20 protein-coding genes are annotated in these 24852 nt (G+C 43.2%); 10 read left to right on the top strand and 10 right to left on the bottom strand.

Annotation, left to right across the window (positions count from 1 at the left end):
* Positions 1-133 precede the first annotated feature (133 nt).
* Complete coding sequence (locus LZG71_RS08820) at positions 134-319, top strand: hypothetical protein (RefSeq protein ID WP_233819138.1); 186 nt, start codon at positions 134-136, stop codon at positions 317-319.
* A 63-nt stretch (positions 320-382) separates the two neighbouring features.
* Here LZG71_RS08820 and LZG71_RS08825 read toward each other — a convergent pair whose 3' ends face one another.
* A complete protein-coding gene (locus LZG71_RS08825; protein ID WP_233819140.1) occupies positions 383-1258 on the bottom strand; it encodes an AraC family transcriptional regulator in 876 nt (291 codons plus the stop codon).
* A gap of 177 nt (positions 1259-1435) precedes the next feature.
* Between LZG71_RS08825 and LZG71_RS08830 the strand changes: the two genes are divergently transcribed.
* From LZG71_RS08830 to LZG71_RS08845, 4 genes are all read left to right on the top strand, one after another.
* Positions 1436-1771: an L-rhamnose mutarotase gene (locus LZG71_RS08830; protein WP_233819142.1), complete on the top strand. Its 336-nt coding sequence runs from the start codon at positions 1436-1438 to the stop codon at positions 1769-1771.
* Positions 1772-1836: 65 nt separating this feature from the next.
* Positions 1837-3090, top strand: coding sequence for an L-fucose:H+ symporter permease (fucP, locus tag LZG71_RS08835; protein ID WP_233819144.1), 1254 nt, complete (start codon positions 1837-1839; stop codon positions 3088-3090).
* Positions 3091-3198: 108 nt separating this feature from the next.
* Positions 3199-3987: an SDR family oxidoreductase gene (locus LZG71_RS08840; protein ID WP_233819146.1), complete on the top strand. Its 789-nt coding sequence runs from the start codon at positions 3199-3201 to the stop codon at positions 3985-3987.
* A 111-nt stretch (positions 3988-4098) separates the two neighbouring features.
* Positions 4099-5115 (top strand): zinc-binding alcohol dehydrogenase family protein, encoded by a 1017-nt coding sequence (locus LZG71_RS08845; protein WP_233819148.1) that lies wholly within the window; start codon positions 4099-4101, stop codon positions 5113-5115.
* Positions 5116-5196: 81 nt separating this feature from the next.
* Here LZG71_RS08845 and LZG71_RS08850 read toward each other — a convergent pair whose 3' ends face one another.
* The 6 genes from LZG71_RS08850 to LZG71_RS08875 form a co-directional block, all read right to left on the bottom strand.
* Positions 5197-6927 carry an ATP-binding protein gene (locus LZG71_RS08850; protein ID WP_233819150.1) on the bottom strand — a complete coding sequence of 577 codons (1731 nt, stop codon included), beginning with the start codon at positions 6925-6927 and terminating at the stop codon, positions 5197-5199.
* Between the two features lie 49 nt (positions 6928-6976).
* Entirely contained in the window at positions 6977-7387 is a 411-nt protein-coding gene (locus LZG71_RS08855) for a universal stress protein (protein ID WP_310587749.1), read from the bottom strand.
* A gap of 860 nt (positions 7388-8247) precedes the next feature.
* On the bottom strand, positions 8248-9600 hold the full coding sequence (locus tag LZG71_RS08860; RefSeq protein WP_233819153.1) for a sigma-54 dependent transcriptional regulator: 1353 nt from the start codon (positions 9598-9600) through the stop codon (positions 8248-8250).
* Positions 9601-9649: 49 nt separating this feature from the next.
* Entirely contained in the window at positions 9650-10183 is a 534-nt protein-coding gene (locus tag LZG71_RS08865) for a GNAT family N-acetyltransferase (RefSeq protein WP_233819155.1), read from the bottom strand.
* A gap of 218 nt (positions 10184-10401) precedes the next feature.
* Entirely contained in the window at positions 10402-11955 is a 1554-nt protein-coding gene (locus LZG71_RS08870) for a SusD/RagB family nutrient-binding outer membrane lipoprotein (RefSeq protein WP_233819157.1), read from the bottom strand.
* A 50-nt stretch (positions 11956-12005) separates the two neighbouring features.
* Positions 12006-15185 carry a SusC/RagA family TonB-linked outer membrane protein gene (locus LZG71_RS08875; RefSeq protein WP_233819159.1) on the bottom strand — a complete coding sequence of 1060 codons (3180 nt, stop codon included), beginning with the start codon at positions 15183-15185 and terminating at the stop codon, positions 12006-12008.
* A gap of 448 nt (positions 15186-15633) precedes the next feature.
* Between LZG71_RS08875 and LZG71_RS08880 the strand changes: the two genes are divergently transcribed.
* The 5 genes from LZG71_RS08880 to LZG71_RS08900 all read left to right on the top strand — a co-directional run bounded on the left by LZG71_RS08880 (position 15634) and on the right by LZG71_RS08900 (position 21595).
* Positions 15634-16563, top strand: coding sequence for a hypothetical protein (locus tag LZG71_RS08880; RefSeq protein ID WP_233819161.1), 930 nt, complete (start codon positions 15634-15636; stop codon positions 16561-16563).
* Between the two features lie 132 nt (positions 16564-16695).
* Positions 16696-18276, top strand: coding sequence for a MutS-related protein (locus tag LZG71_RS08885; protein ID WP_233819163.1), 1581 nt, complete (start codon positions 16696-16698; stop codon positions 18274-18276).
* A gap of 200 nt (positions 18277-18476) precedes the next feature.
* Positions 18477-19301: a universal stress protein gene (locus tag LZG71_RS08890; RefSeq protein ID WP_233819165.1), complete on the top strand. Its 825-nt coding sequence runs from the start codon at positions 18477-18479 to the stop codon at positions 19299-19301.
* 531 nt (positions 19302-19832) lie between these two features.
* On the top strand, positions 19833-20732 hold the full coding sequence (locus LZG71_RS08895) for an AraC family transcriptional regulator (RefSeq protein WP_233819168.1): 900 nt from the start codon (positions 19833-19835) through the stop codon (positions 20730-20732).
* Between the two features lie 107 nt (positions 20733-20839).
* Positions 20840-21595: an SDR family oxidoreductase gene (locus LZG71_RS08900; RefSeq protein WP_233819170.1), complete on the top strand. Its 756-nt coding sequence runs from the start codon at positions 20840-20842 to the stop codon at positions 21593-21595.
* 257 nt (positions 21596-21852) lie between these two features.
* Here the strand turns inward: LZG71_RS08900 and rfbD are convergent, their stop codons facing one another.
* From rfbD to LZG71_RS08915, 3 genes are all read right to left on the bottom strand, one after another.
* The gene (gene rfbD, locus LZG71_RS08905; RefSeq protein ID WP_233819172.1) at positions 21853-22704 is read right to left on the bottom strand and encodes a dTDP-4-dehydrorhamnose reductase; all 852 of its coding nucleotides are present in this window, start codon (positions 22702-22704) and stop codon (positions 21853-21855) included.
* Positions 22705-22873: 169 nt separating this feature from the next.
* A complete protein-coding gene (locus LZG71_RS08910) occupies positions 22874-24004 on the bottom strand; it encodes a YjbH domain-containing protein (RefSeq protein WP_233819174.1) in 1131 nt (376 codons plus the stop codon).
* On the bottom strand, positions 23991-24827 hold the full coding sequence (locus LZG71_RS08915; protein WP_233819176.1) for a YjbH domain-containing protein: 837 nt from the start codon (positions 24825-24827) through the stop codon (positions 23991-23993). Before LZG71_RS08915 ends, LZG71_RS08910 begins: the two co-directional genes overlap by 14 nt.
* Positions 24828-24852 lie beyond the last annotated feature (25 nt).

The following is a 24852-nucleotide window of genomic DNA, read 5'->3' on the forward strand; positions in this document are numbered from 1 at the left end:
AATAAAAAGCCGTCGGATGTACTATTCCGGCGGCTTTTTTGTTAACAACCTTATCTTCTTGTAATAAATATCTGTGCTGGAACGATTATTTAAGCCTTGTAGTAACTGTCATTTGTCTAACATAAACTCCTTGATGATGATCCAGTTCCTGATAAACATAGCTTCTTACTGGCCGTACATGGCTTTCGTAATTCTTCTGCTTTCGCTTGCCTGGGGCAACTGGCTCATTGGGCGGCTCACCGGCGGGCAGCCTTTAAAACAATTCCTGTCCCGTTCACGTGGTTTTAGTAATCAAAAAGAAAGGCGGCTCACTTTTTAAATTTCAGGATTATCTGCATCTGCGAATGATTGATAACACTGTCCATCGCGATGCGATTCAGGATTATACAATGCTATTATTGGTCTTGTAGCGGGATGGGGTCTGCCCCGCAATGTTTTTGAATATTCTTGAAAAGTAGGACAAACTTTCAAAACCGGTATCTGCTGCGATTTCAGAAAGTGGCAGCTCTGTGGTTAGTATCAGGTATTGTGCCCTTTCAACTCTCTTTTTTTGGATGTAGGCGAGCGGTCTTTCCGCAGTATAACGCGTGAAAACCCTTGAAAAGTAATTCGGGTTTTGACTTGCGCGTTCCGCCAGATGCTCCACTGTGATGTTGGTATGCAGATGCGTTTGTATATAATTGATTGCATCCAGTACTTTCGAAGGTATTTTTTTGTTTTCTGCCAATTTAAAATTTTCGGCGCGTAAAAATCTGGCGATGAGTTGAAAAATCAGCCCGTGAGTTTCTATATAATCTGCCAACGAAATCAAATCGTTACGTTGCTGAAAACCTGCGAGTGTAGATTGTCTTTCGTATTCCCTCGGGTTATCGATTCCTTTTAACCCGCGTCCGGGATTAAGTTGTATAATCCTCCTGAACTTGGCAATGTCCTCCTCAGTAGATGCGATTTTGTGAATTTTTCTGTTGGCGGCAAAAAGCGAATTGCCGTCTGCGCTTTCTTCCAGAACATGAATGTAAAACTGGCTCAGGTGGTGAGGACAATGATGATTACAGAGTGTAAAACTGGGAACGAGATACAAAAACCCCTTTTCCAGAATCAGGTCATTATCCTTGTCACCCAGTGAGCCCAAGCCATCGTCGATCAGGTAAATCCGATAAAATGGGCTGATTACATTGCGGTAATTCCACGTTTTGTTCAACCTTACGTAATCCGCGTTCAATAACGAAAAAGTAGATTTAAAGTCATTGTTATTCATAATTAACGAATTATACGAACAAATCTGAAACCCAAAAATATTCAAAATAGTCCGATTTGTTAAAATGAAGTATATTTTTGTACAATAGCTGTAATTTATTAAACTATACTTTTGTTGCGTATTCCTCCTGAGACTTTCGGAATAGCAGGAATGAGTAAAAATAGAACTGAACAAATTATGAAGAAATATTGCCTTGCGGTAGACCTCAAAGACGATCAGGAGTTGATTGCTGAATACGAAAAATGGCACAAACCAGAGAACGCCCGTCCGGAGATCATAAAAAGTATCAAAGATGCAGGAATCATCAGGATGGATATATTCCGTACCGGAAACCGGTTGTTCATGATTATGGAAACCGAGGATAATTTTGACTTTGCAACGAAGGCTGCAATGGATGCCGGAAACCAGGAAGTACAGGATTGGGAACAGTTTGTATGGAAGTTCCAGCAGCCACTTCCATGGGCCGCTCCTGGTGAAAAATGGGTGCTCATGGATCAGATTTTCGAGCTTTGATACCTTATCGTTTCGTTTTGATATCCTATCTTTTTAACTGACATTTTATAACCCAATTTAAATTTATGGCTGATCGTAAAACGAGGCTGGCTATTATCCTGATCACATCCCTGTTTTTCCTCTGGGGATTTGCATTGAATCTGAACCCAATATTAATTCCGCACCTCAAAAAAGCTTGTCAGCTAAGCGATTTTCAGTCTGCACTCATCGATTCTGCATCGTATTTTGCCTATTTTCTGATCGCACTGCCGGCGGGTTTTTTCATGAAAAGATTTGGCTATAAAGCTGGAATCACGCTGGGTTTGCTGCTTTTTGCCTTTGGTACATTCCTTTTTTATCCCGCAGCCGAAATGCGCCATTTTGGCTTTTTTCTGGTTGCACTTTTCATCATTGCCAGTGGGCTTACTTTGCTTGAAACCGCTGCCAATCCATACATTACGGTACTGGGAGATGCCGATTCTGCAACGCAGCGCCTCAACTTTGCACAATCATTCAACGGTTTGGCAGCATTCCTTGCGCCTTTAATGGGCGGCACTTTCATTTTATCAGGCAAGTCTTTTTCGGAAAAGGAATTACAGGCAATGCCAACAGCACAGCTGAACGATTACCTGGATATGGAAGCAGCATCCGTACAAATGCCGTTTATCATGATTGGTATCGTGGTATTACTCGTTGCCGCGCTGATCTGGCGCACACAACTGCCCGAAATTAAAGAAGAGGAAGAAGTTGCAGGTGCAAGTCAGGGTTCTATTTTTGGTGAAAAAAATCTTATTCTGGGTGTAGTCGCACAATTTTTCTACGTTGGTGCACAAGTCTGCATCAGCAGTTTTTTTATCAGGTTTGCCGATCATGTGGCAGGAATAGAAGAAAAAACAGCAGCCTATTTGCTTTCAGGAGCATTTTTAAGTTTTATGATCGGCCGCTTCATCGGAACCTATCTGATGAAATTTATTGCGCCTCCACGATTGCTGGCCATTTATAGTCTGATTAACATTCTGTTACTCGCAGCTGCCATTAGCACCACAGGTATGGTTTCGGTTTACGCATTGGTAGGTGTTCAGTTTTTTATGTCGATCATGTTTCCTACCATTTTTGCGCTTAGCATCCGTGGATTAGGTGCCAAAACGAAGATCGGGTCATCCCTGGTGATCATGTCCATCGTAGGAGGTGCCTTTTTCCCATTAATCATGGGGCAGGTATCTGATGTTTCGTCCATCCAGATCGCCTACATTGTGCCAGCGGTTTGCTTTATTGTGGTTCTTTATTTTGCCATTAAAAACAACTCAATTAAAAGCGTCAAACTAGGCGCTTCGCATTGATCAGGGCTGAGCTGTTATTAGTAAAATGGCTTGTTTAAATTTTCGTTTCGAGACTCAAACTTATAAAGCTAATGGCTAACAGCCAATAACCAATAAAATACAATACAAATGGATTTACAACTTAAAGATAAGGTCGTTATAGTAACTGGTGGCGCCAAGGGGATAGGTGAGGGGATTGTATACACGTTAGCAGCGGAAGGCGCGATTCCTGTAATTGTCGGTCGCAATGCAGCCGACAATCAAAAGGTGGTGGATGATCTCGCAGTAAAAGGGTTCAGGTCGTTTCAGGTAGCGGCGGAACTTACGCTGCCAGAAGCTTCAAAAAATGCTGTGGACGTGGTTTTAAAGGAATTTGGTCGCATCGACGGACTGGTCAACAACGCAGGTGTTAACGACGGTGTAGGATTGGAAAATGGTAATTATGAAGACTTTATTGCCTCATTACATAAAAATGTCGTGCATTACTACCTGATGGCGCAGCACGCTTTGCCGGCACTTAAAGAATCGAAAGGTGCCATTGTAAATATCAGTTCCAAAACGGCGGAAACCGGTCAGGGCGGAACATCGGCCTATGCAGCTGCCAACGGAGGGCGTAATGCCCTTACCCGTGAATGGGCGGTGGAATTATTGAAGTACGGAATCCGGGTGAATGCGGTCATTGTGGCCGAATGCTGGACACCGCTATATGAGCGCTGGATAGAAACTTTGCCCAATCCCAAAGAAAAGCTGGAATCAATTGTTGCCAATATTCCTCTGGAAAACCGGATGACAACTGCCGAAGAGATCGCAAACATGACCGTTTTCCTTTTGTCCAAACAGTCAAGCCATACCACTGGTCAGCTTATTTATGTGGATGGCGGTTACGTACATCTCGACAGAGCTCTGGCAAACGGATAGAGCGCAGTATGCTGTTTCATTCCAATAAATGTAGCTGTTAAAGTTTCTATCAAATTACAGTCGCTTAGTATGTTAGCTGATCGCTAACAGCTAAAAACCAATAGCTTTCCCATGAATACATTAGTTTGCATTACCCCAGGTGAATTTGCTTATCAGGATTCCGAAATTCCTGAACTGCAACCGGGGCATACCATTATTAAAATCAAGAGAATAGGTATCTGTGGAACCGATCTGCACGCTTTTGAAGGAACCCAGCCCTACTTTAATTATCCACGGATTTTGGGCCATGAGCTGGCGGGGGAGATTGTTGAAACCGATGGCGCGCCAGGTTTTGCGGTGGGTGAATCGGTTACTTTTATTCCCTATTTCAACTGCGGAGAATGTATTGCTTGCAGAAATGGGAAGCCAAATTGCTGTACCACAATTAAAGTTTTTGGAGTGCACATCGACGGTGGGATGTCCGAATATGTGTCTGTTCCTTCTTATTCGTTGATCCATGGAAACGGACTCAGCTTTGACGAACTTGCTTTGGTGGAGCCGCTGGCTATTGGTGCGCACGGCATCAGAAGGGCGGCAGTTACCAAAGAGGACACGGTGCTGGTTGTAGGAGCAGGGCCGATAGGACTTGGCACCATGGAGTTTGCTAGAATTGCAGGAGCAACAGTGATCGCTCTGGATATTAACGATAGCAGACTCCAATTTTGCCGTGAAAAAATCGGCGTTTCGCACACCATCAATGCTGTTACAGAAAACGTGCAGGAACGATTGGTGGAGCTCACAAACGGAGATATGCCAACGGTCATAGTGGATGCTACGGGAAATCTGCGGGCGATCAACACAGCGTTCCAATATCTTGCGCATGGTGGCCGATATGTATTGATAGGACTCCAAAAAGGGGAAATCACTTTCAGTCATCCTGAATTTCATAAAAGAGAAGCCACACTAATGAGCAGTCGGAACGCAACCCGCATTGATTTTGAGCACGTAACGGAAAGCATGAAAGCCGGGTTGATCGACCCAACTACATACATTACGCACCGTGTTGTTTTTGAGGACGTTAAAAATGAATTTCAGAGCTGGCTTGATCCCGCCAATGGGGTTATTAAGGCGATGGTAGCGTTGAGTTAATTTTATCTGAGTGAAATGTGAGATGTAGAAAGTCAAATGTCCACATCTCACATTTCAACTTGAAACAAAATTTCCTTTTATCTAGGCTTTTACCAGGTCAAAAAAGAATGTGCTGCCCATTCCGATTTCTGTTTCAACACCAATTGTGCCACCCTGCGCTTCAATAAATTCTTTACTGATAGCCAGCCCGAGCCCCGTACCCGTTTTCTGACTTCCGGGAACCTGGAAGTAACGTTCAAAAACTTTGGTGCGATATTTACTGTCAATGCCTTTTCCTTCGTCGGTTACCGAAAACTGGACCCTTTCATTGTGATCCCGTACGCTGACTTTAATCATGCCTTCCTGCTGTGTGTACCGGATGGCGTTGGTCAGGAAGTTGATCAGCACCCATGCAGTTTTTTCAGTATCCGCTTTTATAGCGGGCAGGTTTTCTTCCTTATCAACACAAAGTCGGATCTGTTTTTGTTCCGCTGAGATCTTCACAGCGTTCAGTGCATAATCGACAATATCTTTCACATTTGTCTGAGTAATATTCAGCTGAATGTTGCCTGTTTCTACCTGCGACAAATTCAGCAACTCTCCGGTAATTTTCAGAAGTCTGTCCCCATCTTCTTTAATACTCTCAACAAGCTGTTTCTGTTGCTCGTTGAGCGGTCCTGTTACAGCGTTTTCGAGTAATTGAAGGCTCATTTTTACGGAAGCAATTGGCGTTTTCAGTTCGTGAGAAACCGTGGCGATAAAATTGGTTTTGGCGGCATCCAGTTCTTTGAAAGGGGTAATGTTTTTAAGAATGATCACCTGGCCGATAAACAGCTTCTTTTTCTCTCCCGTTGGTGTAATGGTGATGTCGACAATCTCTTTTTCAAAAAAACTTTCCTTGTTGTCGGCACATATTTTCAAGGGAGATAATTCTGGTATACTTTCAGCACCATCAGTTCCCAAATTGCTGATCAGTGATCGCATCAGGTCGTTGTGTTTTGATAGGTCGATGGCAGACTTTCCTGTCATATCCTGCAAAGCGATCCCTATAATTTTTGCAGCTTCACCATTGGCAAACAGAATTGTTTTATTCTCATCCAGCCCGATTACGGGTTCGTGCATATTGCCGATCAATGCCTCAATACGTTTCTTTTCAATCAATATCCGGGATAAATTACTATTGTTATATTCTTCCAGTTTTTCAGCCATGGTATTGAAAGATCCTGCCAATTCGCCAAATTCATCCTGGCTGTTAAAATGAACTCTCTGCGAATAATTCTTTGCAGCAATTTCACGAATGCTCCTTGTTAACTCACCAATAGGATTTGCAATAGTGCCAGGCAAATTAATCAGTAATGTGAGTGCAAGCAAAACGCAGATGGTGCCCGTAATTGCGATCCAGGTATAAGCAACCTGCACCGTTTGCAGTGCCATGTTGCTTTTTTGCTGGATAGCTGCCATGTTGATGCGCATCAGCTCTGAAATTTCTTTTTTGATGACTTTATAACGGAATGCATTTCCTGGGTCAGTTTTCAAAGCTGCGTATTGGTCCGCCACTTTTTTGGTAGCAAAAGCTTCGCCCGGTTCAGTAATATTACCCGATTGCTGTTTCAGATATGCTTCAAAGTTTTTCCAGGCAGCTGGTTTCCCGGGCATTTCGTCCAATGCCAGAAGCATATTTCTGCCGTATTCCAGCGTTTTATAGTTATCTGCCAACACGTTTTTCGTATCGTTTTTCAGGAGGTTGACAAAAACCGCAGCCACCAGCGAAAGCAGGATGATCATGGCAAAAAGGAAACCGATGCCCAGCCTAAGTTTTGATTTTATTTTCATTTGTTGTATTCAGAAAATCTGTAAACAGTCGGGAAACCGCCGAAAAGTACTACGACAGTATCACCAGATCAATGTCTGACGACGATAGCTTTTTGAGCAGGTTGTTAAACACATTTGTGGCCAAAATTACCCTAAACAAATTGATATGTGGCTTTCCAAGGCAAATTGTAGTGATCTGTTTTTGCTCGGCAACCTCAATGATCGCTTCCGAAATTTTCGGATTATGGACTCTGATAATTTCTGCCCCCATTTCCGTGGCCAGTTTGAAGTTGTTGATCAAATGCCGCTGCTTGTCAAGTGCGATTTTATCCTGACTTTCCTTAGGCGTTTGCACGTATAGCACAAACCACTTACTATTGTAGTAACTGGCAAGGCGGGCAGTTTTCCGGATCACATGCCGGGCAGTCTGATCATTACTGCTGATACATGCCAAAAATTTCTCCCGTCGCGAAACCGGCACTCATACCGATGTAGACTTTGAATTTACCTTTCCTGGATTGCTACATCAGATCCAGAAAATGTTTGACGTGGCTTTCTTTTTCAGTCATTAAAAATCCGGGTGTCGTATTGTTGGCGGGCATGTTAAAATCCCTGGTATAAAATCCTTCCACATAGCCGCTTCTCGTCACCGGGCTGCTACTTTGTACAGGCTCCTGCGAAGAAAAGTTTTATCGCCGCCATAAACTTTTGCTATGTAACGGTTCAGTGGAATTGCAAGTGCAATCGCAAGGATAAACGGGAAGAGTATCCCAATATTTAGGTATTCATTTTGAGGTGTTTAAATGATTTCGTTTTTCATGAAAATCATACAGAGCAGCGACAACGTGAGAAGCCAGATGAGGCCGATGCCGATGACCTGCCTGCGGTCCGTTTTGATTGGGTTTTTCCGCATTAGCTTAAAATTTTTAAGGTTTGATCAGTACAAAACAGATGTATCCGAACACGGCCATTGATATGAGAAAGAGTGCTGTCATTATATTTTTTCGAAAAAGTGAATGACTTTGTAAAACAGGGCGAAGCAAAATATGCCTGCCGCAACTAATAGGATTGTGATCATGATTTGATGTTTTGATTGTTTTTCAGAACCGTTTCATGGTTGTTTTAAACCCATCATACCACAACCGTTCCTATTACTTGTTTTTGTTTATAATACTTTGATATACAGTATTTAAATTATTTACACGAAGTTTTTTATAAGAAAAAGCCTTGGCAAAATGATAGGGTTTATCAAAATGGAAGTGATGGAACAGGAAAATCGGACATAAAAAATGGATCCGATTGTGTCAGATCCATTTCTATTAAAGAGAGAAATTTATTGCATCAATCCTGCTGCTGGCTGATGCCGTATTCTTCCAGTTTTCGGTACAGCGTAGCGATGCCAATTTCAAGTAATCGGGCCGTTTCAGCTTTATTTCCTTTACAAAAATTCAGTACTTTCTGGATATGCAGTTTCTCCACGCTGTTGATCGAAAATGCTGATAATGAAGTGCTTTTGGTGGTGAACTGAGGTTGCTGAACTTCGAATGGCAGGGTGTCGGTGTGCAATTCTTCATCACTTAAAATCACCGCTCTTTCAATCACATTTTTCAGTTCACGTATATTTCCCGGCCAGCTGTAAAGCTGAATTTTGCTCATGAAGTCATCGGAAATGGTCAGGTTCTTTTTGTTGGTTTGGGCTGCAAAATACTCGGTAAAATAGCGGGTAAGCTGTTCTATATCCTTCACCCGCTCACGAAGCGGCGGAAGCTGTATCTGGAAAACGTTGAGCCGGTAGTACAGATCGGACCGGAAACGCTTCTGTTCGGATTCCTCCTGTAAGTTTCTGTTGGTGGCAGCAATGAGGCGAAAGTTGGCTTTTATCGGCTTGGTGTCCCCAAGCTTGATGAATTCGTGCGTTTCGAGTACTCGCAAAAGTTTCGCCTGAAGTTCAAGAGGGAGTTCGCCGATTTCGTCCAGAAACAAGGTGCCATTGTTGGCTTCTTCGATCAAACCTTTTTTGTCTTTATTAGCTCCGGTAAAGGCGCCTTGTTTGTATCCAAATAGTTCACTTTCAAGGTTTTCTTTACTGAAAGTGCTGCAATTAAGAGCCATAATGTTCTTGGCAGATCTCCCACTCGCGTGATGAATAGCCTGGGCAAAAACCTCTTTACCCGTTCCCGTCTCACCTGTCAACAATACGGCTGTTTCCAAAGGAGCCACTTTTTTGGCAAGGTCAATGGCTGTCTGTATCGCTTTTGAATTGCCGAGAATGGTGTCGAAAGAGTATTTGCGTCCGACAATATTTTCGAGCTGTTTTACTTTTTTTTGCAAGTGGCTTTTCTCTGTTGCTCGGGTAAGCAGCGGAATAATTTTATCATTGTCATCGCCTTTCACTATGTAGTCAAAAGCTCCGCTTTTCATGGCCTGCACGCCATCTGCAATGTTTCCGTAAGCTGTAAGTAGTATAATCTCTGCAAGCAGATTTTTTGCTTTGAGCATCGGAACAAGCGATACCCCGTTTCCGTCAGGCAGTTTTACATCGCAAAGTATCACGTCTATGTCCGGATGTTCGGCCAGTTTTAAACCTGTTTTGGCATCAGCTGCTTCCAAAACCTCAAATCCTTCTGCCGCGATGATCCTGCCAAGCAGCGACCGGAGTTTATTCTCGTCGTCAATGATTAATACTGTTTTCAAAGGTAATGCGGAATGAAGTTGATTTGTTAGTTGTAGTGCGGCACTTGGATTAGTTGTGATTTGACGACAGCTGCAATTTCATCATGATGTCAGTCTGCTCGTCAGTGCCCAGTTTGAAAATGTGCTTATCGAACTCAACAAAACCATTTTTCTTATAAAAACTGATTGCTCTTGGATTTTCCTCCCAAACACCCAGCCAGACGTAGTCCGCATTTTTTTGTGCTGCAATTTGTATCGCTTTTTCGTACAACAGCTGTCCGACTTTTTTGCCATGAAATTTCTTCAAAACATATATGCGCTCAATTTCAAGGGCTTTGTCATCTTTGAGTTCTGTTTGAGATTGCCCGAAGTTAAGTTTCAGATAACCAATGATCTTTTTGTCAAGTTTGGCAAAATAGAACACTACGTTTTCGTCGTTCAGTTCTGCTGTTAATTTTTCAGTAGAAAATCCTTCTTCCAGGTATTTGTTCATATTCTCCTCAGAGTTACTCGCCGAAAAGGTCTCCTGGAAGGTTTGTCTGCCTATTTTTTGAAGCTCATCCATGTCCTTCTGCTCCGCTCTTGTAATCTCGATATTATCCATCTGTTATTTTGTATATGATGCGGACGGTCTTGCTGCGGACAAATGTAAAAATGAAAAAGCTAATCGCTGTCTTTCTTTTACAGTAACCATATTTTTAAGCTAATTCTTTCCGATTATTTTTTTGCAAAAGAAAGCGTCACCTCAGGCAAACAAAAAAAGCTGAACACCGAAGCAGTTTCACCCTACTTCAATGTTCAGCTTTTCAAAGCATTTAAAAATTACTTATTCCACCAAAGCGACGTCGTGATGTCGTCGTTGCCCTGCGCTTTTACGGCGTTTTGGTAGTTGGCCAGGTTCACACTTTGTTCCTTCGGCGGGTAGTAAAGTCTGAGCGGCACACCTTCACCAAATAATGGTTCAAATTTGTATTCTGTCGACTGCCCGTTTACAACTCTTGTCCAAACCACGTCGCCCCGTTTTACAAGGAAGGATGGTCCGCCGGTTCTGCGTACTTCGCTCCATGCCTCGTCGCCCTGCGTATACAGCGCCAGATACTTTTGAGTAATCACCGCATCCTTAGATGCCTTGGGAAGGGCGACAAGGTAAGTTGTGATCTGAGCCGGAGTAACTCCCCACTTTTGCAACGATGCTGTAACACCGTCCACGTAACTCTGCTGTTCCCAGTTTTTGTACTCCGAGATCAGGAAAGCTACTTCCGCGTATTCCTGCAAAACCTCAGCATAATTGGCCGCATTTACGGCTGTTCCCGGTAAACTTACGTCCGTGGCAGTGAGCAAACCAGCTGCTGCTACGGGTAAGCCGTAAGGCTGACCAACATAGTTTCCTGCTACGTTTTTGGTTGCGTAAATCGCCAGCCGCGGATCTTCCACTTTTACGGGGCCGGTTTCACCTTTCAGCATGTTAATCAATACATGAGAAACTGCAAAGTCTTTACGGTTTGCTGTTACGGTTGCACGAAATAACGGCGCCTCATTAGGAGCCAGCAACTGGTATTTAAACACAGCATTATCTGCATTAGATGTAAATACGCCCTTTTGCAAAGCATCTTCAAAGTGTGAGTTTGAAACCTCCGGCAGTTGCTTGCGAACCCTGGTGGCAATCCGCAAACGAAGTGAATTGGCAAATTTTGCCCATTTTTCGTTACTGCCTTTGTATATCACATCATAGTTTCCAAAAGTGTTCAACGTCTTGTATTTCGCCAGGGTATCACCCGCGGCTTTCAGTTCGCTTAGGATATCGATATAGATCTTTTGCTGACTTGCATACGCCGGGCTCAGGTTTTCGGGTGTTTGCTGCAAAGCCTGAAACTCGGGATCGTTGTTTCCATAAGACTGGTATGGAATGTTACCGAATACATCTGTTAGTCCCTGAAAAGCATAGGCTTTCAGAATCCTCGCAATGGCAATCTGGTTTTGGTTTGAGCCGGCTACACCAGCCGCTGCAACGTCTTTTCTTGCCGGATCGGTATTCTGGATAATAATCTCGTTGAGATTATTCAGCGTTTTGTACGCGTTATTCCAATAGGTTTCAGAATAGGTGCGGGGGATGTCGTAGCGCGACTGGTCGCTATAAATATTCTGGCTGTAATATTGGGCAAAGAGCTGAGAGCCACGCAAGGAAATATTTTCGTTGCGGATGTTGTCCATCAGTTGTTTTTCGGCTGCGAGCAAAATTGTGGTTGTTGTTGCATTTGCCGGTCTGTTGGGATCTGTGTTAATATCCTCAAAATGCGTATCGCTGCAAGCAGAAAGCAATGCCAGGGCTCCAATAGCAAGCGATTGTACGGTATATTGTTTTATGAACTTCTTCATGATTTCTCAATTATTCTGTTTGAATACCTGTTATGATTACCTCGGAGTTGTTAAAATTTAACATTAACATTCAGCCCGTAGGTGGCCGGAACAGGAATGTTTCCGCCTTCAATTCCCTGAATGTTACCTCCGCTGCTGGTCATTTCAGGATCTATATATTTGCTGGCTGCATAAATATTTGCAAGATTCCGGCCATACAATCCAAAGTACACCGACTTCACAAGCTTGCCGGTAAGCGGCAGACTGTATCCCAGGGTAACTTCCCTCAGTTTCACAAAAGAAGCGTCGAAAATTGTTTGCGGAGTAGGTCCGCTGTATTCTCCGCGTGCCCAGGCTTGTGCTGTAATGCGCGTGTCGTTTGGCGTGGTGTTGGTTACCTCATAAGTTCCGTCGCTGTTATAGGTCACGGTTCCTTTCACGCCGTCGAGTATTACGCCTGTTTCACGAATTCCGTTGGCTGCTGTTTTATCAAGAATACCAGCGTACATCGCTACTTTATAGGTTTGCGAGAAGAACTTGCCGCCTACACGACCATCTATCAAAAAGCCAAGGTTGAAGTTTTTGTATGTGAAATTGTTCTGGAAACCGAAAAGATATTTTGGTAAAACACTTCCCAGCGGCGTTAGTTGCTGGCCTCTTTCATAGGTTCCGTCTGCTTTAATCACTTTTTGTCCATCGGCAGCATATACAAAGTCATATCCTAGCAACTGTCCGTACTGTTCGCCTTCGCGTGCTACAAGTGTTACCAGACTGTTGGTCAACTGAAATGTGTTCACACCCGGAGCGAGTGATATTACTTTGTTCTGGTTGCGAGACCAGTTCAGTGTACTATTCCATTCGAAACCATTTTGACGAATTGGCGTTCCGCTCAATGTAATTTCAATACCCTTGTTGTTTATTTTTCCCGCATTAATCACCTTTGAATCATACCCGAAAGCAGATGAAACCGGAATGTTGATGATCTGATTACGGCTTACATTGTCGTAATAAGTAACGTCAAGACCAATTCTGTTTTTCAGAGCCTGAAGACTCAGGCCTGTTTCCCAGGAGCTTGTGATCTCAGGCTTTAATAGTTGATTGTTAAGTCGTTCCGGAAGTTTATAACCTGCCAGTCCGTCAAATGCCTGTGTAGCTTCGTAAGCTCTTTGTAATTGATAAGGATCGGTGTCGTTACCAACCTGAGCCCATCCAAGACGAATCTTGGCAAAATCCAGCCAGGCAATTTCATTGATTCCTTTCAGTTCGCTCAATATCAAACTCGTAGTAACCGAAGGGTAAATGAACGAGTTTCTGTCCACCGGCAGGGTAGATGACCAGTCATTACGCACCGTACCATCCACAAAAAGCAAACTTTTATATCCCAAAGAGAAACTTCCGAATAAAGAATTGATCTGTTTGTGATAAGAGTTTGAATTGGTAAGTACCGAGCTAGCATTTTTAAGGTTGTAATATTCAGGAAGGATCAGCCCGCCTTGTGTCACCTGATCGGAGATACGGCGCTTCTGGTTCATGAGGTTACCACCAACATTCACATTGAGAGACAGATCATTCCAGCTTTTATTGGCAGAAGCAAGCAACTCGTAGTTGAACTCACTGAACGTGTTGTTGTATTCCTGATACTGCGATTGTGTACGTGAATACACGGCGATACGATCCTGATATTGATATTGGTAAAGATCGCCATTTACTTTTCCGCTGATTTTCAACCAGTCGTTTACGTCATATACAACACCTACGTTACCATAAAACCTGTCACGATTTTCTTCCAGATAACTTTCGTAAGCCGACCAGTACGGATTGTCGATAAACTTCGCAGCTTCTCCGGCAGGTGTATTCTGCCATCCGCTGCGGTTCCAAAGAATCTGCGTTCCATCAGCTCTTTTGTAATTTTTAAGCTTGTTATAGTCAACCTGCACAGCTCCCCACTGAAAAGCTTCCAGGATAATATTACGGTTGGTTGCACCTGTCCACGGACGACCCGTTGAGGTGTTTTTCATGTAGTTAAAGCTGTTGAAAATTTTCACTTTGCCCAACTGAGTAGACCCGGAAAAGTTAAGTGAATTTCTGTTCATAGAAGAATTCGGTACCGTACCATTCACATTTTTGTTGGTGTAGGAAAGCCGGTAGGTGGAGTTGCTCGTTCCGCCGCTCACAGAAAAACTATTAGTATTGGCTACGCCGGTTTCAAAGAAAGAATGCACATCGTTTTTAGGATAAACCCATGGCTGTGGCTGGAGATACTCAGCAGTGTTTTCCGGGTCCAGATTGTACCAATGCAGCACCGGTGTTCCATCCAGTTTCGGTCCCCAGCTTTCGTCCACGGCATATTCCGAAATGTTGTATTCTTCTCCACCAATATTCACTTTCTGAAAAGTGTTCGAAAACCCGCCGCCATAAAGCTTCTGGCGTTTGGGCAGGCGAACTATTTTTTCAAATTCGATACCCGTATTCAGAGTAAGGTTGACCTTGCTGTTTTCCTTCCCTTTTTTTGTCGTGATCAAAATGACACCGTTGGCAGCTCTGGTACCATAAAGTGCCGCTGCCGAAGGCCCTTTCAATACAGAGATGTTCTCAATATCATCCGGATTAATATCCTGGATCATATTTCCAACATCCTTACCGCCACTACCTGCACTGGTAGCTGCACTGTTCAGGTCCGCATTGTCGATTGGAGTACCATCAATCACATACAAGGGCTGATTGTTGCCCGAAATGGAGTTGATACCTCGAAGCAATACACGGGAAGATCCACCCATATTACCACCGGCGCTCACTACTTGCAAACCTGCAACTTTACCTGAAAGTGCACTCAGCGCATTTGTTGGCCTCGTTTGCAATGCTTCTGCTTTAATTTCCTGTACTGCATAACCCAGTGCGCGTTTTTCGCGGGAAATTCCCAGCGCAGTGACAACCACCTCGTTGAGCAATTTGGTGTCAGCTTTCAAAGCAACATTGATTTTGTCACGGTTATCAAGCACCACTTCTTCTGCTATGTAGCCAATAAATGATACTACCAATGTGGAAGCATTGGTCGATACGCCAAGTGTATAGGCACCATTTACATCAGAAAGCGTACCGCTCGACGTGCCCTTCACAGCCACGGATGCTCCCGGTAACGGACTGCCGTCTGTGGCGTCGGTAATGATCCCGGTTATTGTTCGCTCCTGAGCCTGGCTATATCCAACCCCTCCGAGAAGAAGCCAGAGCAATAATATAAATCTGTTTTTCATAAAATTGTATTTTGGTGAGATTCGTTTATTTTGAATTGTCTTTGTATTTGTATTAAATCAGTCAATTTTAGTTTTATCTTATTTTGATTTAAATTCATTAATTGAAATAATATTTTGCACATTCTAATATTTTTAGATCATTAAATACGAGATTTCTGAAAATCTTCTGCAAAAGTAATTAATATTTTTTAAATAATTAATCTCTATCGGTATTATATACTAATAATTATAATTGTCTTTTTTTAATATTATGGGAACTAAAATGTAACTGACTGTTGAATAATGCGAAAGCGGTTGGGTTTGTATTACGTACACTTACAAGTAAAGCAATGTCGAAAGCAGAACCAGGAGGTCAGAGTGTGACCAGGCGGACTTTAATTTACTGTCGATCAATAGGAAGTGACGAAAATTGTCATTGTCCGTAATCATTGCAATAATCCTTTTTCCTATGCGTAGAAAGAATGATATCCTGTTAAAAAGTGCGTTTGAGGAAGCTTTCCCCGATCTGCTGCGCTTCTACTTTAAGGATGCCGACATTATTTTCGATATACCTCGGGGTTTCGAATTTCTGGATAAAGAACTGAATGAACTCTTTCCCGATTTAGAAAAAAAGGGCGGGAGCCGTGTGGTGGATATGCTTGTGAAGGCATTTCTGATGAGTGGTAAAGAAGAATGGATTCTGATCCATCTGGAAATTCAGGGCGACAGAACCGATCAATTTGCTTTCCGCATGTTTCAGTATTGGTATCGCATCTACGACCGTTATGGTGTGGACATCGCTGCATTAGTAGTTTACACAGGCGGGAAGAACCAGAGTCAGCCGAACTATTTTCATAAGGATTTCCTTGGAACTGAAATTCTTTACAAATACAACACTTATCACATTCTGGATCACAGTGAAGCGCAGCTCTTAGCGATGAATAATCCGTTTGCCCTCATCGTGCTTACAGCTCAGAAGGCACTGCTTGTTGGTAAAATACCGGAGGAAGAACTAGGGGAGCATAGGCTGACCATTGCACGCGCACTCATTCACAGTAAGAATTACAATAGCCAGCAAATCAGGCGTTTTCTCTTCTTTCTGACAACGTTTATTCGGATTGAAAATCCTGAAATAAATATTAACTTTGAAAAGCACATTGAATTATTAACCGGAAAAACCACAGCTATGGGAATCATTGAAACCATAAAGATGCTTGCGAAGGAGGAGGGAATAGAGGAAGGCCTGGAAAAGGGTATTGAAAAAGGCGAGCTGAAAAAAAGCTATGAGGTTGTACTAAAATTATTACAAGCCGGGAAATTTACGGTATCAGAAATAGCCAATTTCGCGAGTGTGTCAGAGGCGTTTGTACAGGAGGTCGAAAAGGAAAACACTAAATAGTTTTTTGTCGGGTTCTGACCAGCCATGGATTAACCTTCCAAACCACTGATCAACCTTTCACAATTAATTGAGGTGTAGCCCTTGTGATAAACAGTTATTTTGGTAAACCTGTCGCACCTGACTGATTCCAAAATGTTTAAAAAAGCTACCTCCCAATATCACGATCCTTCACAGCTTAAAACCAAGCCGTTTAATTTCAGACATATAGAGCAATACTTTTTGCTTGCTGAAAGCAAAGGTGCACTTCAAAGCATTTCCGAAAGAGCCCATCAGGATCTGGATCTTGACGATGTTTTTAAATTCATCGACCGTACAACCAGCAGCATTGGGCAGCAATATCTTTATTACCTGCTCAGAACGATTCCTGCGGATCAAAAGCGAGCCGATCGTTTAGAAGGACTGATAGCGGTGTTTGAGAAAAATGATGAGCTCAAACAAACCGTTTTGGAAGGACTTTCCGGTCTAAATAACAATGATGCCTATTACGTCTGCTCTCTTTTTCTTCAAAAGTATATAGCAACTCCAAAATGGTTTTGGATTGTGCCGTTGCTATCTGTTGCAAGCGTGTGCTCGGTTGTTTTGTCCTTTATTTTTCCTTCTTTTTTGTTTGTAGTAATGCTGCTTCTGGCGGTCAATTTTGCTTTTCATTATTGGAACAAAAATAACCTTTACAAGTACGCCAGCTCAATTCCACAGCTATCGCGAATGAATACGCTCGCCAAAAAAATACTAACGTTTGACTCTTTCAGAAATGAAAAAGCAAGTTTGTCCGCATCGGTCGGTATGCTGGACCGCATGAGTATGTCTATGTCGGTGTTCAAGCTGGAAGCAAAACTGCAAAGTGAGATAGGTATGTTTGTCGAGTACCTTGTGGAGCTGATCAAGGCACTTTTTCTGATCGAACCGATTTTGTTGTTCAGTACCTTAAAAACACTGGATGCCAGGAGAGCGCAGGTGCGGGAAGTATTTGATTTTATTGGTGAAATTGATTCGGCGCTTTCCATTCAGGCATTGCGTGAATCATCGGTTTACAGTTGTATTCCTTCTTTTTCAATAAACGGCAAACAGCTCAATGTCGTGGGCGTATATCATCCTCTTGTGTTCGGAGCAGTAGCGAATGATATCAGATGCGATCACAAGTCGGTGTTGCTGACCGGCTCCAACATGTCGGGCAAATCGACTTTTATAAGAACAATCGGTATTAATGTGCTGCTCGCACAAACAATTAATACCTGTTTTGCTGAGAAATTTGAGACGTACAGAACGAAAATTCATTCAGCTATACGTGTTGCAGATGATCTGCTGGATGATAAAAGCTATTACTTCGAGGAGGTTTTAATTATCAAAAATCTGCTTGACGAAAGTGCCTCGGGCGCCGTTCATCTATTTCTTTTAGATGAGCTTTTTAAGGGAACCAATACCGTGGAGCGCATTGCTGCGGGGAAATCGGTACTCAGTTATCTGAACAGTGGTGCCAACCTGGTGTTTGTCTCCACGCACGATCTGGAGCTGGGAGATTTTCTGAATGAAACGTTCGACTTGTATCATTTTTCGGAGGTGGTCGAGGCGCGTGAAATTTTGTTCGACTACAAGCTAAAACAGGGTACGCTGATAACTACAAACGCCATCAGGATCCTGGAACTTAACAATTATCCTCCGGAAGTAGTCGCCGATGCACTGCTGGTTGCCCGGCAGTTGAGAAAAAAGAAATGACCGGAAAAGGGTACTTGATCCTTACAGTTTTAGCCGCAACACAGCTGGAATTGTAGTCGGTTCAAGTCAAGGATATTCTTTTTTGTCAGCTATTTAACTGTCCGGGATCATTTTTTTTGTTTAATTAAGATTGAAAATTGCACGCAGCATTGGTTAACACCTCATCGCTGATGCTTATCTCTCAAATAAATCCACTCGATATGAAAACGATTCTTGTTCCCATAGATTTTTCTGAAAATGCTGCACAAGCCATTGCGGCAGCAAAGGTAATTGCCTCCAAGACCGATGCGGAGCTTGTTTTTCTGCATGCGTATCAGCCCTATATCACAGATATTTCTTTACCTGTTACGGTGAACACGATGCCCGTTTACAAAGAGCTGGAAGAATCCTACAAGGCGCAGCTTGAAGAGCACGTTGTTCTTGCAAGGCAGGAAGGTTTCAAAACGGAGGGTATCTGGGAAACCGGCGGAATCCACGATGCAATCATTAAAAATGCCGAAGACCTGCTTGCCGATCTGATCGTGGTAGGCAGAACAGGCAAGGGTAGTTTTATGGATAAACTGATAGGCAGCGCTGCAACCAGTATCGCACTGGAAGCGCCATGTCCGGTGCTTGTAATTCCTCCACAGGTTATCAACATTGATTTCAGACGGATCGTATATGCCACCCAGTTGGAATATGAAGAAATGAACAATCTGCGGGAGGTGGCAACGCTGGCTCGTTTGCTTGGAGCAAGATTGACCTTTATCAAAATAAGCTCACTTGAACAGCCCAACATCCAGTCCGATCAACAATACATTGAGCAGATGACCAGCGGCCTGGGCATACCCGCCAGTGACATTGTGATCCACAAAGGGGGCGGGGTTGAGGAAGGTATCAAAAAACACTGCAAGGAAGTGAACGCAGATCTTTTAATCGTTTCAACCCGAGAGCGCGGATTTCTGGAACAACTGATCATTAACCCGAGTATTACCAAAAAGCTGGTCGTGGAAACAAACATACCACTTCTCGTTTACCATATTTAATAATTGGCTGTTGTATTTATGCCACAGATGCACGAATTTACACAAATGTGATTCGTATATCTGTGGCATCTATCATTGATGAATTTATAAGATACCATTCGTGACCATCTGTGTATCCGTGTCATTTTTGTGCATCCGTTTTACTTGCCAGATTTGATAACCTCAAATTCATGGCTGCCAGACTCCACACCAATAATCTTCCAAAAATTTCCTTCTGAAAAGCCTTAATAGATTTTCCCAAGTGACGCACCTGACTTTTAGCAAACGTTTTGGGTAGATAGACAATTCCGTCCGTATTCACAGGCAGTATAAGTTTTAGTATAGAATGATGAGAGGTATTTTCAAAGGATGTTTTTCATAAACGACATCTTGCATAAGTAAATAAGAAAGCGATAATAATCTGATTGTCTGAATTTGTCAAGACCAGGATGAGCAAAGTTCACATCATCAGGAAGATCCGTGGAAATTATTTCAAGATAAAGAAAGATTTGAATTCCTCCGTACATTTGAATTTTACAAACCCATGCATGTATGAAGGCAATATCGGTTGACGAGTTTTACAGAGAGGTTTCTCAGCTTATTCCCGAAGAGGTTAGCAAGGAGATCGGGCATTTTAATGTTTTCAGTATTGCCGATCTTGCCAAAACATCACAGGGGAAAATGCCTTACAACCGGAGAGCCTATTATAAAATCAGTTTGATCATCGGTAAAAACAGGGCTGAATATGCGGACAAGGTAATTGAAATTGAGAAAAGCGCATTGCTATTTGCAACCCCCAAAATTCCTTATCATTATCTTCCTTTGAATGAAGAGCAGTCGGGTCATTTCTGCATTTTTACACCTGAATTTTTAACGCAGAGTAAGAGCGGTGTAATTTTGGATGAGCTTCCCATTTTTAAAGCAAATGGTTATCCTATATTCCAACTCTCGGATGAAGAGACAGCAGAAATTGCTGCCATTATGGCTAAAATGAATAGAGAGCTCTCGTCGGACTATGCTTTTAAATACGATCTGCTCAGAAATTATGTAATGGAACTGATCCATTACGGTCAGAAACTACAACCAGCTACGGCGCTTTATCCCACCCACAACGCCTCCGCCCGGGTCTCGTCGCTGTTTTTGGAATTGCTCGAAAGACAGTTCCCCATTGAGTCCATGGACCAGCAGTTACGTTTGCGAACCGCCAAGGATTACGCAGACACACTTTCGGTTCACGTCAACCATCTCAACAAGGTTTTGAAAGAAAATACTGGCCACACCACCACGGATCTGATCAGCGAAAGGGTGGTACGGGAAGCCAAGATTATCTTAAAGCAAACCAATTGGAATATCTCTGAAATTGCAAACTGTCTGGGTTTTGAGCAGGTTGCCCACTTTTCCAATTTTTTCAAAAAACAAACCGAGATTTCACCCATGGCTTTCCGTGGCTAGTTGGTCAGATTTGAATTTTGTAAATAATGGATTGATGTTTGCAAACACACCTCCTTTCTTTTGCGCCAACTTTGTATCATCAAAACAGAACAAAAATTGTAACGACGATGAACAAAATAGCATTGGTAACTGGTGGCAGCAGAGGGCTTGGTAAAAACATGGCATTAGCGCTGGCTACAAAAGGAATAGACGTAATTCTTACATACAACAGCAAACAGGAGGAAGCACTTGCCGTAGTTGCGGAAATTGAAAAAGCCGGACAAAAAGCAGCTGCATTGCAACTCAATGCTGGTGAAGTAAAAGGATTTGACACGTTTTTTGAAAATCTGAAATCAGTATTGGGTACTCATTTCCAGGCTACGCATTTCGACTATTTGATCAATAACGCAGGAATCGGTCTGGGTGCTCCCTTTGCGGAAACTCCGGAAGAAAACTTTGATCTGCTGATGAACGTGCATTTCAAAGGTGTGTTTTTTCTGACCCAATCCGCCTTGCCTTTCATGAATGATGGCGGTGGTATTGTGAATTTATCAACCGGACTAACCCGTTTCACCATGCCGGGTTACAGCACTTATGCAAGTATGAAAGGGGCAATTGAAACGCTCACCCGTTATCAGGCAAAAGAATTGGGTGCACGCGGTATTCGTGTAAATGTGATAGCACCTGGTGCAATCGAAACCGATTTTGGTGGAGGTGCTGTGCGGGACAACGAACAGGTCAACCAGCACATTGCAGCTGCAACGGCTCTGGGCAGGGTAGGGTTGCCCGATGACATTGGCGGAGTCGTTGCCTTTTTATGTACCGATTATGCCAGGTGGGTCAACGCGCAGCGGATTGAAGTTTCCGGCGGAGTGAATCTTTAGTGGATCTAAACTTAGTAGCTCAATCAGGCTGCAACAAAAGTAGTTATGATGTCACATTGAGCGGGGTCGAAGGCCTTTTGATTACCCCAAAAGGCATTTCGACTCCGCTCAATGTGACAAATTCTACCTATTTTCCTATCCTGGTACAGCCTCATTGTCAGGAATATAGGTTTAAACAACTTGTTCTCTAAGAACTGTATACTGTTAACTAAAAGCTGTGAACTCAACAAAAATGAATCTCTAGAAGAAACATACTTCTAAGATAACCGTGCAATACACACCGCCAAGCTATCTCTCCAGTAAGGAATTTTAATACCGAAAGTAGTTTTAATCTTGGTTTTGTCCATCACCGAATACGCTGGACGAACAGCTTTGGTAACGTATTCTGAGGTTTTGACAGGATTTACAATTACCTCTGTGTTGCTGATGTCGAAGATCGTTTTGGCAAAATCGAACCAGGAAGTAACTCCTTCATTGCTGTAATGGTAAATTCCGTAAGCATCGCTGCCTGAGGCAATCACGTCCAGAACGGCTCCGGCAAGATCAATGGCGTATGTCGGCGAGCCGGTTTGGTCGGCGATCACGCCCAACTGGTCTCTTTCACTACCCAAACGAAGCATTGTTTTTACGAAGTTATTGCCAAATTCAGAGTACAACCAGCTGGTGCGGATTGTGAAATGTTCTTTCAGTATGCGGGTGATATCCTGTTCGCCCTCCAGTTTGGTAAGACCGTAAATATTTTCAGGTTCAGCAGGATCGGTTTCAGAAAGCAGCTGAGGCACGTTTCCTTTGAACACGAAGTCTGTTGAAATATGGATCAAAGTGGCATTGTGTTTCTGACAGGCAACGGCAATGTTCGCAGCACCTTCGCGGTTCACTTTCCGGCAGATATCCTGCTCATCTTCTGCTTTATCAACGGCGGTATAAGCAGCACAGTTGATCACAAATCCTGGTTTTTCAGCAGTGAAAAGTTTGTTGAGTAAGTCGCTGTCAAGAATATTGCCTTCCTGCTCAGATGGAAAAGAGATGTCAGTGATGTTTCTTTCGGCAGCAACTTTTTTAAGGCAGCTACCCAATTGTCCGGATGCTCCGAGGACGACGATGTTCATAGTTTGTGGTTTTTTCTGCAAATATAAAAGTAAACCGCGGAGTGACACGGCGTTTGGTGCAGAGTTGCATGGAGTTTTTTTAATTTCAAACGAGGAGTTTAGAATTGACAACTCTGCGAAACTCTTTGTGTAACTACTAAACTCTGCGTTGAACTCCAAGCCCCATGCCCTAAAGTTCCCGATGCTGCCGGTTCAGGTAATCCTGATGGAACTGCCGCAACTTCTGATCAAGCTGGTAGCCGAGCCGATAGCGCTCACCGATCCGATAGCCACGGCTGTAGGTGTATTCCCAGCGGAATTCATCCGTGGTTCGTAGCCTGGCATGTTTTCCCTGAACGATTTTCCCAGGTGGGATCGGAACGGCAAAATTGAAACCGAGTGTGGAACCGTTCTGTGTTTTCACTGCATACACTCCTAGTTCGACGTTGGTAAACTGGCGAACCATTTCGATTCTCGCACCTTTGTCACGCCACAAAAACTGACCACCGGATAATTTTAACGTAATATCAGGACCTTTAAAACGGTAGGAAGCATCTGCCAGCAACAGAAGCTGATCCGGACCTTCGTAATAAATACCACCCTTTGGATAGTAATAAAATCCGGTTAATCCTGCTTCCAGTCCAAATGACCATGGCTTGGAAAGGTCCGCCCTGCGGTACTGCACATTCACGCCATACTGGTCATTCTGAAAAAAACCAGCCGACGCACTGATGTAATTGCTGCCCTGGTTGTAAAATTGGTTCAGGAAGGTAGGGGCAAGGCGAATATTTTTCGGGCGACCATCCAGATCATTTACAATTGGAAAGAGCACTCCCGTTTGCAAAGTTAATCCCGGCAAAAGATACAGTTGTGTTTGAAGTGCCCCACTGGTATTGCTTTCTACCGGTTTTTCAAAGTTTCCGAAAATGGCAGCGAAATAGGGTTGTATCCAGAAATCCGCCTTGTATTTTTTATGCAGCAGGAATCGGTTCTTTTGTAGGTAAGCTTTCCTTTCTGCATCGGAGAGCGGGTCGTAGTTTACATTTTCATCAACAGCATACTTGCCAATGGGAAAGCCGTTAAAAAGCGGCACGTACTGTTTAATGGTTGTATCCGCGGTTACTTTTTGTATTTCGTAGAGACCAATAAATGGGTTGCGATAAAGGCGTTGCTCGTAAAATACCTTCCCGTCTATGGTCTGTATATTTTCAAAACTTTGTCTTAGTTTCTCAGGTGTGTATTTGTCGCCGGTATTTTGGGCGGAAGAATTAATCAGGCTTCCCAAAAAAAGCAGACAGAATAGTATACTATTTTTTCTCATCGGATTGCTTTTTAAGTCTGCGGGAAGGTTTTAATAAGTTGACGGCAACAGATGTACCTACGGTAATCTGGTCCGCGTTGAGCCAGCCGGCCTGAATGGTCCAGCATTTGAAAAGCCGGGCATAAGCACCCACATTAAGGTGTTGGGAATCCCATTCTGCCATCACGCCGCCCCAGTTTTTGTAATGTAAAACCGCACCACCAAAGGGTCCCTGCAGATAATGGTTTTTATAGCGGTCCTCACTTTTTTTCTGCCACTTGAAGTTAGACAGCATGTTGGAATTGGTCAGATTTCCTTCATCCCGATATAGATAATAAGGGCTACCGTATCCCGCACTCACTTCCAGTTTTAAATCCCGCTGAACCTGAAAGTTTTTTGTCGCCACCAGTGCATGTGTCAACATGGCCCCGTCAATGGTGAATGGTGTAGTGAGTACCAATGCAAGTGAGGGCTGTTTGGGTTTTTCTTTCAGGATCAGGTAGCGAATATCCAGTTGCCTGTCGCCAATAGCCTCTTTTACTTTGTTTTGATCTGTGCTGATCATTTGCAGCAGACTGGCATTAATTTCCAGTCTCTTTAGAATCGTCACGTTGGCATAGATAACACGCTCAGGATTTCTGCCCCGCCGTCTCAATGCATAATTAATCGGATTGTAGTTGTATCCGAACCGGAAAAGACCATCTTCCGTTTCCACCGCACTGGGTGTAAAAATAAGTCCGGGTTTGCCGGATAGGTTCACCTGCCCGTGAGAACCGAATCCCAAAAACAGCAAAAAGAAGGACAGCAAAATGCTGCCCTTCCAATATTTTATTAATTTCTTCAATTGCCAGTTTGTTAGGCGTTGAAAA

Source organism: Dyadobacter sp. CY312 (genome assembly GCF_021390535.1).
Lineage (GTDB): Bacteria > Bacteroidota > Bacteroidia > Cytophagales > Spirosomataceae > Dyadobacter.